Origin of the sequence: Mesorhizobium sp. M0633 (assembly GCF_040320645.1) — a bacterium.
In the GTDB taxonomy this organism is placed as follows: Bacteria; Pseudomonadota; Alphaproteobacteria; order Rhizobiales; family Rhizobiaceae; genus Mesorhizobium.
Genome location: NZ_JAMYQC010000017.1, coordinates 129,823 through 142,477 on the forward strand (window position 1 = coordinate 129,823; position 12,655 = coordinate 142,477).

The window sequence follows — 12,655 nt, forward strand, 5'->3', positions numbered from 1 at the left end:
CTGCACCCGCAGCGAAGCGAAGGGCCGGAGTGTCAGCGGAGGAGGGTGAAGGCCGGCTATTTTGCTTCGCGATGGAAAGCGCTCCCTTGGGGAGCGCGCCGGAAAATAGTCGGCCGGAGACATTGCGGGTCCGGGTCGTTTGCTGGCCGATCGCCCTCTGGAAGGCCCGCAGGCGCGGTTCTCTTCGACTTCAGGAGCATCCAAGTGATGCAAGCGACAGCGGACAGGCTGTTCGTTCCGAGTTATCCCGCCACTGCCATGAAACGGGCGATGTCCTGGGGGGCGAGCTGAACACGGACTGCTGCTCGAACGGCATCCACGCCTAGCGTACAGAGATCTTCGTTGAGGTCCCCAAGTGCCGGCGAGAGCACGACCGGCTCGATCCCGGCAGCATTCGCTCTTTCGATCAAGATGTCACGCACGCCGTTACCGGCTGGATCGGCGTCGCGCACGATGTAGAGCCGTCTCAGTGTGGGGGGAACAGCATGGCAGCAAGATGGGCGGCCGAGAGTGCCGCTGCCATGGCCATATCGGGCAGGATGCACCGAAGCGACAAGACGGTCTCGATGCCTTCGCCGCCCGCCATGACGTCGCCCGGCGGGCCAAAGCGAACCGCGTGACCGAGAAGATCGCCCATCGCGCGCCTCGGCGTACCGACCGGTGCCTTGCCCCTGCCGGAAGGATCAAGCCATGTGCGATGTACGCCAGTCAAATGGCCGTCGAGATCGGTGACGGAAGCGATCATCGCCGGCCAGGTCTCAGTCGGCGCTTGTTCGTCGGGCCGGTAGTAGCAGCGCGGGTGAAAACGCAGACTTCCGGTCCCGTGCAAAGCGGCAATACTGCGGTTGTGCAGATACGCCTCTACGACCGTACCCGCAATCGGCTGCGACATCGCAAATAGCCGACGCGCTTTCTCCGACATTTCCGACGGCGCGGCCAGCAACTTCGACCGGATTGATGTCTGCTCTGGTTCGGGATGGGGTAGGCCGAGAAACGTTATTGCCTCATGGGCAACGTCCCTGAAGTCGCTCAAGCCGCGGCTTTCGCGGATGATATCGAGAAGATCGCCATACTCCCCGGTCGCCGCGTCAGTCCATTTGCCGGCTGCGCGCTTTCCGCTCTGCGAGCCGACGAGCCGCACGAACATCGAGCGACCCGGCGTGTTTCGGACATCGCCAACAAGCCAGTAGCGTCCCTCGCGATGTCCGCTCGAAAGATAGTGGCGACAAACCGCTTCGGCCTGTCGGCCCAGGCGGTGGGCCAGTTCGGACGCATCGTGTCGGGGCATCATGCATCCTCCCGCGTGTCGATGCGCTGATAGCGCTCCAGCAGCTTGCCCAGAATTGCGGGTTCGGGCGCCTGTGGCTCAGTGGGACTGGCCGACCCTGCGCGAATCTCGACGGCAAGGCGCTCGATGCAACCACTGGTCGTCTTGCGCACGATGAGGTGCGAGTGGGTCGTCACTTCAGCTACGAGGTCAGGTAGGTCCTCGATCCAGATGTCAGCCTTGACGCGGACCTGGGACATGGAGAACTCCACGTTCTTGAAGGCAATGTCTCGCGAGGACAGAAGGGTAATTTTCTGAGGGGTAGTCGCCATCGGGATGTACTCCGAGACGGGCAGTCGAGAGCCTCTCTCTCGACCTTCAAACTCGTCATGGAGATCCCGGCACTCCTCGTCCTCTTGTGCTTGGCAGCCAACCGAGGTTGTCGCGGGGTAGCAACTCAGTGACGGCGTTCCTGTTTACAAACGCGGCTGCAACATACAAACGTGCAGCAGTAGCGATTAAGGACCACAGCGCGGCGATGAACGACGAGCGGGGCCGGTCGCCCCATTGGAAGCATCTGCGTTCTTCATCACGCCTTCGGCGCTGTGGCGTGCGACACCGAGGGCATGCGGCTGAGTTCGAGAGCGAACAGAGCGCTTTTTGCGACGGGAAATCGATTTGGACGTGGTTGGTCATCACGGGCGGCCTGCCGCTAATCGTCGCCAGCAATGACGCTGCCAGCCAAGAAGCGAAGGAGATACTCCGCTGCCCTGCTCGCCTGAAGGCGGCGCGGCGCGCGCGGGCGTTGCGACGCAATAGGCCCTGCCGGCAGTATTGATACTGAAACGACGGTCGGATCCCTTTAGGAGTGTGTCTGGCCGGACTGGAAGCAGAGGCCAGCCATAGACTTGTTGCGCAACCACTCCGATTGACAGGTCGAAGGCGCCTCTTCGCCGCAGCACCTCCGGCGGGCGGTTTTCGCAGCCGGTTTTTTGGAGAAGAGTTCTCCGGCAGGACCATGTCCAGAACGGCGAGACAGGACGGAGTGCTCAACGAGGTCGGCGAACAGCTCGGACCTAAGAACTGCTGAGGACTTCTTATGAAAATCCCCGACCAATTCGACGAGACCACACCACTGCGCGTCGAAATCGCTGCGCGAATTGCCTTTCCCGACGGCTCGATGAGCGCAGCAGGCCTACGCAAGGAACGTGACGCCGGTCGACTTGAAACGGAGCTAATCGCCGGAAAGGAATACGTGAGCTTGATGGCAATCGCGAGGATGAGGGAACTATGCCGCGGACGTCGAAAGGGCCACGCCTGGTATGGCGTGACGAAAGCTGGAAAAAAGATGGAACGCGCCGAAACAAAGCTGGATGGTTTATCCGCGATGGATCCAGCTTCATCAGCGCTGGCGGCGGCGAAAAAGGCCGTCCAGGAACTGAAGCTGAAAAGGCGCTCGCCGCCTACATCGGAAGCAAATACCACCGAGCGCGGGGAGCCGAGGACGTCTTAATTGCCGATGTGGTCAACCTCTACCTTAAAGAGGTTGCACCGAAGCACGCGACACCAGAAGAGACGGCGGCTCGGCTGGACAAGGTCCTTGATTACTTCGGGGAAAAAACTCTCGCCGCCATCAATGGCAAACTCTGCCGCGAGTACATTGCGTCGCGCCCCACCGAAGCCGCGGCGCGCCGCCAACTCGAGGATCTTCGTGCCGCCATCAACTACTACCGCAAGGAGGGTTATACAACCGCCGCACCGGTCATCACCCTGCCAGACAAGGCCGCCGCCCGCGAACGCTGGTTGACCCGCAGTGAGGCGGCCGCACTGATCTGGGCAGCTTGGCGTATGAAGCAGACATGGAAGGGCCAAGAGAGCGGCCGGCGCACTGGGCGACATCTCGCGCGCTTCATCCTCGTCGCACTTTATACAGGAACGCGCTCGGCCGCAATCTGCGGTGCCGCCATGCGCCCAACGAAAGGGCGCGGTCATGTGGACCTAGACCGCGGTATCTTCTATCGCGGTGCCACCGGCACAAGGAAGACCAAGAAGCGCCAACCCCCTGTACCGTTGCCCGAGCGGCTGCTGGCGCACCTCCGGCGCTGGGCGCGCACTGATCTTCACATCGAGACCAAATCGGGCGGCAAAAGTGCGAACATCGGTCGCAAGATATCGCAGGATTTTGTCGTGGAATGGAATGGAAAGCCGGTGCAGTCGATAGACAAGAGCTTCAAGACGGCGCGCGAAATCGCCGGCCTAGGGCCCGACGTTACTCCGCACGTGTTCCGCCACACCGCGGCGACTTGGATGATGCAGGCCGGCACCGATATGTGGCAGGCTGCGGTTTCTTGGCATTACAGTGGATGTCCTGATCGAAACTTACGGCCATCATCATCCTAATTTCTTGGCAGACGCGGCCGAGAAGATCACGAAGAAGCCAGTTTTCTCCAAGTCGCCGCAAACCGTTCCGAGTATAACTCAAATCACAAGGCACAAACGCGGTGTGCTCATCCCACAGGTTTCCCACAGAAACGGCGAAAGGAAACGCGACCAGTCGTGAGCGAACGTGGCGAAGGAGCCCAGGAACAATAACGACTTGCTGGTAAATCTACATCGTTCGGGACGATGGGATCGCACGTTCAAAGCTGCCATCCGCACCCCGCTCAAAGGTCTACTCCGGCTCCCCAGGGCGCGTGCTCGCAGCCGTGCCTTGGATCGGTTTGCCGGGTCCCGAAAGCGACATTGAATGTGGGAGGATTAGAGGCAAAGATCGTGATGCCTGGCTTGACGGAGGCTTGTCTTCGAGGCCAATGAATCGCACCTGGCCAAATCTCAAAACAGCAGCAAACGGCGCACTAGCCGCAAGCCCGGCGCACGGCTTCTGAGTGAAACTATCAATCGGCAAGACCTTGGCGATGCCAACCATGTCGTTGTCCATCCCATTGCCGGGATCGGTTGCTCCGGGCCGCAAGACCACCAAAAAATTGCGATGGTCTCGTAGGGGGGACGTATCGGCGTTTCTGGCGCGGACCTCAACCAGGAGGTCGCAATCTTTTGCCATCACAAAAGCCCCATCTGAGTCGGTCAGTGGTGTATCTCTGGCCTGCTACCCCGCGACGATCAAGACGGTGCTTTCCGGCGACCAACGCAGCACGACATCCTGACCTTCCGCCAGCCTGACAGCGCCGGTGTTCTGCACAATCACCTTGAGCGTCTGGCCAGCACGCTCGACAAAGTAGGTGCTGCTATTTCCGGCGAAGATGCGCTTCGATACCTGGCCTCGCAGCAGATTCCCGTTGGCCGTATCCGGAGCCTCGGCATCGGTGAAGATGCGGATGCGTTCGGGCCGCACGGCGCAGCTTGCCTTGGCCCCAGCGGCAAGCTTGGTACCGGAGCCGACGGCAATCGCTGTGCCGTCCGGCAGCCGGATGCCGTTGCCCGTGCTGTCGCCGCGAAGGATGTTGGCGTCGCCCAGGAAGGTAGCGGCAAACTCACTCGTCGGCCGATCGTAGATCTCCTCGGGCGGGCCTTCCTGCACCAGCTTGCCATCGCGCAGAATGCCGATACGGTCGCTCATCGTCAGCGCTTCTTCCTGATCGTGGGTGACGAAGATGGTGGTGATGCCGATCTCGCGCTGGATGCGCTTGAGCTCGATCTGCATGTCGACCCGCAGCGCCTTGTCCAACGCCCCGAGCGGCTCGTCGAGCAACAACACGCGCGGCCGGATGACGATCGCGCGAGCGAGCGCCACCCGTTGGCGCTGGCCGCCGGACAGCTGGTGCGGCCGTCGGCCGCCGAGCCTGCTGAGCTGCACGAGGTCGAGTGCTCGCTGCACCTCGCTGGCAATCACCGCCTTTTGCTCGCCGCGCACCGACAAGCCGAAGGCGATATTGTCGGAGACGCTCATATTGGGAAACAGGGCGTAGTTCTGGAACACCATGCCGATGCGCCGTTTTTCGACCGGCACCCGTTCGACGCTCTCACCACCTATGGTGATGCGACCGGAATCGGGAAAGTCGAAGCCCGCGATTTGTCGCAGCAGCGTGGTCTTGCCGCTGCCTGACGGCCCGAGCAGGGCATAGAAGCCGCCATCGGCGAAATCGATAGACACATCGTCCAGCGCCTTGTGGGCACCGAAAGCGCGCGACACGTTCGCTACTTGGACGCCAGCCATTACTTCTCTCCGCCGAATTTGAAGAAGCGCGCCGTCAGCAGCATCAGTGCCATCGACACGACAATGATGATCGTCGAGACCGCATTGATCTCGGGGGTGAATCCCTTGCGGATCGCGGCGTAGATTTCGACCGGCAGCGTCGTCTGGCCGGGCGTCGACAAGAAGTAGGATACGACGAACTGGTCGAAGGACACGGCGAAGGCGAACAGCCCGCCGGCAAATGACGCCCGGCATGATCCAGGGCAGCGTGACGCGGTTCGTCAACTGCCATTGATTGGCGCCGAGCGAGCGCGCCGCCTCTTCCAGCTCGTGCGCGAAGGTCTGCAGTCGGGCCGACACGACGACAATGACGTAGGGAAGTGCAAGCGCGACGTGGCCAAGCAGGATAGCGAACAGGCCGCGCCCAATGCCGACGCCGAAGAAGAAGATCAACATCGCCGTGCCGGTTATCAGCCACGGAATGGCGATTGGCGGAAACAGCAGCGCCTGCAGGAATTTCTTGCCGCGAAACTCATAGCGGTAGAGCGCAAGTGACGCCGCCGAGCCAAGCACGACGCAGATGATGGTAGTGATGACTGCGATTTCGACACTGTTCCAGGTGGCTGAGATAAGCTGGTCGTTCTGCCACAGCGAGACATACCATTCCGTCGTCCATTCGAACGGCAGCTGGTAGAAGGGCGAAACGTTGAAAGACATTAGCGCCATGATGATGATGGGCACATAGAGGAAGGCGAGCAATAGCCAGATGTAGAGGCGGCCGAGCCATTCGAGAACACGTGTCGTCGCCATCACGTAGTCCTCCGCAGCACCGGCGAGGCAACCGCCAGGATGACCAGCACGACGGCCAACAGGATAAAGGAGAGCGCAGCACCCAGCGGCCAGTTGAACACGGCGACGAACTGGTCCTCGATGACAGTGCCGTAAAAGGTGCCGGTACGGCCGCCGAGGATGCGCGGTTCCATGAACGAACCAACAACCGGGACGAAGACGAGCGCTGCGCCCGCCACCAGCCCCGGCATCGACAGCGGAATGATGACTCGATTCAGCACCTGCAGCCGCGAGGCGCCGAGCGAGCGCCCGGCCTCGATCAGCGAGTCATCGATGGCCTGCAGGGTCAAGTAGCACGTCAGCACCATGTAAGGCACGTAGGAGTGCACCAGCCCGATGATGACGGCCGGATAGGAATAGATAAGATCAATGTTGATCTTGAACGGCAGGACGGCGTTGAGCGCAGTGTCGAGGATGCCGCCTTCACGCAGCACCATCGCCCAGGAGAAGATGCGCACCAGCCCGTTCGACCAGAACGGCAGGATGACGAGCAGGAAAATCGCCTCTCGGCTGCGGCCTTTCAGCACCTTAGCCAGCACATAAGCGGCGGGATAACCGATGACGATGCACCACAGCGTCACCTCGAGGCCGAGGCGCAGCGAGGCCAAAAGCAATGTCAGATAAAGGCTTTGTGAAAAAAAGGCGGCATAGTTTTCGAGCGTGAACGCCCACGGCTTTCCCGACAGCGGCAGGTCGGTCATGAAGGAGAAGAAGACCATGGCTGAGAGCGGCAGGAAGATCGCAACCGTCAGCCAGAGATAGGCAGGCGCCAGCAGCGGCAAGGCCGATCTCAATCCGCTGCGCGACGCGGCCGCAACCTGTGCTGCCATGACATCCTCCTCCCAGGATGGGAAGCATCAGCCGACATGGATGGTCGGCTGATCCCGGCTTCTGCTGTTACTTCACGTCGACCTTGAGCTGCTGCCAGAGCGACAGATAGGTTTCGCGCTGGGCGTCTGTGATCGGCGCCTGGAACTGAATGCGCTTGGCGACTGCCGGGTCACCCATCACCTTGCGGTTGAACGCATCGCCGGGAAGTGCTTCTACAGCCTTGGTGTTGGCGGATACCGGGGCTCCGACCTTGGTGACCCATTCGACATAGAACTTCGGGTCGATCATGTAGTTGATGAAGGCCTCGGCGCCGGCGACATTCTTGGAACCGACCGGAATGGAGAAGGCGTCGAGCCAGGCGACAGCGCCCTCCTGCGGGATCACGAGCGAGACCGGCAGCTTGAAATGGGTCTTGGCGCGGTCGGCCGAGCCGCTCCAATAGGTGCCGATGTCGATCTGGTTAGAGGCAGCCATCTGGTTCCAGTCGTTTTCCGAGCTCCAGAACGTCTTGATCTGCGGCATCAGCGAGGTGAGCTTCGCCTTGACCGCCTCGATATCCTTGATGTCGTTGATGTTCTGGCCGGTGGCAATGGCGCCGAACTGAACCGCCTCGACGGCATCATCACGGATGGTGACGCGGCCCTTGTGAGCGGGATCCCACATTTCGGCGATGCTCGTCGGCGGCTTGTCGAAGGATTTTTCATTGATGGCGAGCGCCGTCAGGCCCCAGACCCACGGCACGCCATAGACCTTGCCGTCATGGACGAGCATCGGCGATCCGGCCTTGTCCTTGCTGATGTCGGGAAAGTTCGGCAGCTTGGACGTGTCGATCGGCTGGATCAGCTTTTCCGCCATCGCCTGGTCGTTGAAGGCGGCGTTGATCATGACGACATCGTAAAGGCCGGGATTGGTCCTGAGCTTGGTCAGCATCTCCTGTTCGGAATTGAAAAAATCGTTGACGACCTTGCTGCCGGTCGCCTTCTCAAAGGCTTCGATGGCCCACGGCTCGTCGGCGCCGTAGCCCTTCCAGTTGAGTACGTGCACCTCGTCGGCCTTGGCGGCAAATGCGAGTGCGGAGGTGAAGACGGCGGTCGCCGTCAGCAGGGCAGTCAAGTCGGGCATGCGCATGTTCGTTCCTCTCTGTGTTTGCCCGCTTCCCGGGCTTTGTCAGGCCGTCGGGCGTTTGGCCTCTTGCTTCCGGCCATGGAGGCCGATCGGCGGACCGCCGGCATGGCTTAGGAATGTCTGGATCTCGTGGTCGGTCGGCGCTGATGAACCACCGTGGCGGGTGACGGAAATGGCCGCCGCCGCATTGGCGTAGCGCGCTGCTTCAAAAGGCGGCGCGCCGCGCGCCAGCGCACTGACGAAAGCGCCGATATGGGTGTCGCCGGCGCCATTGGTGTCGATGGCGTCGACCTCGAAGCCGGCACTCGTTTGCGCCGAGCCATCGGCCAGCCGTATGTGGCAGCCTTTCGCTCCGGCGCGAATAACGACGCCGACGGCCTTCGGGGAGTGGTCGCTAAGAAGCCGTGACGCGAGTGTCTCGACGTCGCCCGGACCGGCAATCGCGGCCGCTTCCATCCTGTTGCAGCTCAACCAGGTGGTGCGGGCGAGTATCCGAGGCAGGATAGGGCGGGGAATGTCGACGACGACAGGTGTCGGGTCGAGGACAAGCGGTGTGTCGGCCGGAAGTGCCTCGATCCAGTCGACAAGCGCGTCTCGGCTTCCCGGATAGCTAAGCGTATAGCCGGAGGTGAACACCCAATCCCCCGGGGCGACCGAGACGGGCGCCATCATGTCAAGGCTGAGCAAGCTCTCCGCACCAGGCCACGAGACGAAGGTGCGCTCGGCATCGCTGCTGATCATGGCGACGCAATTGCCGCTGTCCATGATGGGCGATGGCGTCGTCAGTGTCTCGATCCCCTCGCTGGCTAAGGCCGCGCGCAGGAAGTCGCCGTTGGGTCCGCTGCCGAGCTGGCCGCCGAACACCACCTTCATGCCGGTGCGGCTGGCCGCGACCATCATGTTGAAGCCGCCGCCGGCGACTTGCGTATAGCTCGACGCCGTCTTCTCCGTACCCGGCGCCGGCAAGGCGTCGATGCGGTAGACATAGTCGACCACCGCGCTGCCGACATGGACGACACGCCCACTCATATCGCCGCATCCTTGCCGGGACCCGTCCTGTCGGCACGGCGCTTGGATATACGGGCCGCAACAAGGTCGGCGGTGAGCGCGCCAACCGCCGCAATGTCGATGCCCTTGAGGTCTGCAATGCGGTTCTGAGGCAGTCGGGAAAAGCCGGTGCAGGCGCCGGCCATGCCGGTCGCGATGGCGCCGATCGTATCGGTGTCGCCACCGAGATTGGCACTGATGACCGCCGCTTGCCAGGGATCATCGCCGGCGACTTCCAGCACGGCGAATGCAGCCGGAACGGACTCCTGACTGGCGACGCCGGTGCCGACCAGATCGGTGATCAGCCGGATCGCGTCCTTCGTCGCCTTGCCGCGCACAAGCTCCTGCGCCCACCCAATGCGGGCGGCAATGTCACCGCCGGTCACCCAATAGCCGAGTGCTGCTCCGCACCTCGCCGCGGCGATGGCGCTGTCGGAAGCGGCGCGCCAGTCGCCGCCGGCGACGCCGCAGCTGACGGCCGCCGCAACGGCGGCTGCGGCCGCAATGGCAACCGAGGTGTTGTGCGTGGCCCGGCAGGTCTCGGCAACTTTGGCGACCAGCGCGTCCAGCGGCTCTGGCGGCATCATGATGCCGACCGGCGCAATGCGCATGGCCGCACCATTTGTGTCGCCGCTGCGCCCCGCTTCCTCGGCCGGCACGCCATTGTTGATGGCGTCGATGGCGCGTTTGGTCGATGGTCCCAGCAGATCGTAGCTGCCGCGCGCTTTGACGTCGCGCTCCCAGTCGAGCAGCGCGTTGACCCACCGCGCATGATCGAAGCGGTTACCGGATTCGACCAGGATACGGCCAAGCAGAAGCGCCTGTTCGGTGTCGTCGGTGATCGTTCCAGCGGGAAGCCCCTTCGACACCGGATGGTCGGCGAAAGGAGCAATGAAGCCCTCTACATGGGCGTAGAGTTCGGCAATCCGGGCCGGCGACAAAAGCTGCGTCGGCATGCCCAGCGCATCCCCCAGTGCCCCGCCGACAAGCGCCCCCATGGCCCGATCAGTCATATTCCCGGTGTTGTCGTCCGGCATCACTCAGAACCTCATATGCAGCGCAAAATGCGCCGGGTTGAGCAGGCTGGTCACATATTCGATCGGCCGGTCATCGGCGGCGCGGGTCAACCGGCGACCGCGAAGGAACGGCGTGCCTTGCGGGCAACCGAGGATTGCAGAGTCCTCGGCGTTGAGCATTTCGATGCCGACCCATTCCTCGCCATGGTCGGGAATGAGGCCGGCGCCGCGCAGCGTCTGGTGCAGCGAGCCTTCGCGCAGCCCGCGTAACGGCACGTCCTCCAGTTCCGGCGACAATGGCAGGCGGCTGCGCTCGATGGAGATGGCGTGGCCGTCGCTGGCATTGGTGCGCACCCGGTCGACAGCGATGAAAAACGGGTTTTCTATACCAAGCCGTGCGGCAAGATCGGGATCCTCGATCACCTCGAGCCGCAGCGTCCGCGTCTCTGCATTGGCGCCGGCATTGGCGAGCGCCCGCGACCAACCGATGGAGTCATCAACGGGCTTGCCATCGAAGGTGACGAAAGAGCCGATGCCGACTTTGGTGGTGATCAGCCCGCGGCTGGACAGTTCCTCGAGGCCTTTGCGGACGGTGTTGCGGCTGACGGAGAAACGATGGACGAGCTCGTTCTCGCTTTGCAGCCGGTCGCCGAAGCCGAGAACACCGGAGCGGATTTCATGTTCGAGAACGGTGGCGATCTGTTCGGGCTTGCCCGTGCCGGGAGACAGTTGAACCGAGCGTCGCTTCATATGGGTACCTGTTCAGTGAGCCTGTATAATCCTGTTCATATCACGGCAGGCTTGTCAACGAGTGCCGCATGGAGCTGCTATCGGGCTTGATTAGGCGTCGCGACGAGCAGTCGCCGGTTCCGTCGTCGTGGGACCTGGCGTCCAGCGCCAGCTCCGCATCATCGGCAACATAGCGGGCGTTGCGGTAGTCGCGAATGAAGCTGATCCGACCTTCACACCACTCGAGCCACATAAAGTGGTTGGGTTCGCGTCGGCTCGGTCTCGAACACCGCGATCACCTCCCGGCCCTCGTGCCAAGCCGGCTTGAGCCACACGCCCTCGCTCTTAACGTGGTGAAGAACCTGCTGACGTCTGCTGAGCCTGAGCGAAGCGGATGCAAGGACGGATGAAGCTTCACTGTTTTTCGAAGCCGATAATCCCTTGAATGACAGGGATGGCCTGCATCGCTTGAGCACACCGGCGGTGACGATGAAATGGCCGTAAGACGGACAATGTTCATTCATTGTCGGAGGCAGTTCGTGATCCCGAGTCCGGTTCAACAGGACGGCCTAAGGAGCGTCAGCCTAGCGCCGCCGCAGCCGAGACGCGGGATCGACCGCTCCCGTCGAGGGGCGTCGTTTAGCAGGAGCTCGCGACCAAGGTGAATTCCAGGATCACAGTCGGATGTGGGGAAAGGATGCCACACAACGCACTAGATACGGCGCACGACGGCCGCCTCGCCATCGTTGATCTCGCGGTCGCCGCCTGGCGAGGGCGTCAAACTACTCCTGTCGAGTGAGGTGAATTAGGAGGGGAAATTACCAGCCCGGACCCGCGAGAGGCAGGCGTGTCTTTCGAGAGTTGGAAAATCTTACAAGTTTCGTCGGTCTGCTGCATTCTTCTTAAACATGGCCAAGACAAGCCGCTTGCTTTCGCGCACACTGTCTTCGAGCGGCTTCGCCTTCGCCAGATGCGCCGCAATCGCGCTAGCCAGCATGCAACCCGTCCCGCGCATTGATGCGACAAGACGAGGTGCGTCGAAGCGGATTGGTTCTTGATCGGAACGCAACAGAATATCGGTTGATCGAGGTCCTGATGCATGGCCCCCTTTGATCAGCAGGCCCGGCACGCCGGCTGCCAGCAATTTCCGTCCCAGTCTCACCGCGTCGCTCTCGTCGGCTGGCGGTTCCGCACCAACAAGGACCGCCAGCTCGAGGAGATTGGGGGTCACAAGGCAGCAAAGCGGCATCAGATCGCGCCTCATGGCAGCGATGGCACCTGCTTCCAGAAGCCCCCGGCCGGAGCTCGAGGCCAGCACCGGATCGAGCACTGCCGGCACCTGCGGATTTTCGCGTAGCACAGCCGCGACGGCAACGACGATCTCGGCCGTTGCGAGCATGCCGATCTTAATTACCGCCACCTTGTTGGCCTGCAGCGCGGCGCGCATCTGATCGGCCACAAGATCGGGCTGCGAAGGATGGATTTCCATCACGGCTTCGTGCGTCTGCACCGTCAGCGCTGTGACAGCCAGGCAGGTGCGCACGCCAATGGAAGCGATCGTCTCGATATCGCGTGCAATTCCAGCCCCACCGCTGGAGTCTGATCCGCCGACCACGAGCACATGCGGTTCTCGACTCA

At 62.1% G+C, this 12,655-nt stretch carries 9 protein-coding genes and 2 pseudogenes; 1 reads left to right on the forward strand and 10 read right to left on the reverse strand.

Annotated features, from left to right (window positions below; genetic code table 11):
* Positions 1–242 precede the first annotated feature (242 nt).
* Together NKI47_RS19270 and NKI47_RS19275 are read right to left on the reverse strand one after the other, a co-directional pair.
* Positions 243–1,288 (reverse strand): annotated as a pseudogene (locus NKI47_RS19270) (DUF7146 domain-containing protein).
* Positions 1,288–1,599, reverse strand: a complete 312-nt coding sequence (locus tag NKI47_RS19275; RefSeq protein ID WP_352592633.1) for a hypothetical protein — start codon at positions 1,597–1,599, stop codon at positions 1,288–1,290. Before NKI47_RS19275 ends, NKI47_RS19270 begins: the two are co-directional and overlap by 1 nt.
* 958 nt (positions 1,600–2,557) lie before the next feature.
* Between NKI47_RS19275 and NKI47_RS19280 the strand changes: the two genes are divergently transcribed.
* Positions 2,558–3,667 (forward strand): tyrosine-type recombinase/integrase, encoded by a 1,110-nt coding sequence (locus tag NKI47_RS19280; protein ID WP_352592636.1) that lies wholly within the window; start codon positions 2,558–2,560, stop codon positions 3,665–3,667.
* A gap of 706 nt (positions 3,668–4,373) precedes the next feature.
* Here NKI47_RS19280 and NKI47_RS19285 read toward each other — a convergent pair.
* From NKI47_RS19285 to NKI47_RS19320, 8 genes and pseudogenes are all read right to left on the reverse strand, one after another.
* Entirely contained in the window at positions 4,374–5,441 is a 1,068-nt protein-coding gene (locus NKI47_RS19285; RefSeq protein WP_352592639.1) for an ABC transporter ATP-binding protein, read from the reverse strand.
* Positions 5,441–6,230: pseudogene (locus NKI47_RS19290) on the reverse strand (ABC transporter permease). The gene NKI47_RS19285 and the pseudogene NKI47_RS19290 overlap by 1 nt, the downstream one beginning before the upstream one ends.
* Entirely contained in the window at positions 6,230–7,099 is an 870-nt protein-coding gene (locus NKI47_RS19295; RefSeq protein WP_352592642.1) for an ABC transporter permease, read from the reverse strand. Before NKI47_RS19295 ends, NKI47_RS19290 begins: the two are co-directional and overlap by 1 nt.
* 67 nt (positions 7,100–7,166) lie before the next feature.
* The gene (locus NKI47_RS19300; protein WP_352592645.1) at positions 7,167–8,228 is read right to left on the reverse strand and encodes an ABC transporter substrate-binding protein; all 1,062 of its coding nucleotides are present in this window, start codon (positions 8,226–8,228) and stop codon (positions 7,167–7,169) included.
* Positions 8,229–8,267: 39 nt separating this feature from the next.
* Positions 8,268–9,254 carry a PfkB family carbohydrate kinase gene (locus NKI47_RS19305; RefSeq protein WP_352592648.1) on the reverse strand — a complete coding sequence of 329 codons (987 nt, stop codon included), beginning with the start codon at positions 9,252–9,254 and terminating at the stop codon, positions 8,268–8,270.
* Positions 9,251–10,285, reverse strand: a complete 1,035-nt coding sequence (locus NKI47_RS19310; protein WP_352592650.1) for an ADP-ribosylglycohydrolase family protein — start codon at positions 10,283–10,285, stop codon at positions 9,251–9,253. The genes NKI47_RS19305 and NKI47_RS19310 overlap by 4 nt, the downstream gene beginning before the upstream one ends.
* Positions 10,286–10,312: 27 nt before the next feature.
* Entirely contained in the window at positions 10,313–11,038 is a 726-nt protein-coding gene (locus NKI47_RS19315) for a GntR family transcriptional regulator (RefSeq protein ID WP_352592653.1), read from the reverse strand.
* Positions 11,039–11,888: 850 nt separating this feature from the next.
* On the reverse strand, positions 11,889–12,655 hold a 767-nt coding region (locus NKI47_RS19320), incomplete at its 5' end, for a hydroxymethylpyrimidine/phosphomethylpyrimidine kinase (RefSeq protein WP_352592657.1).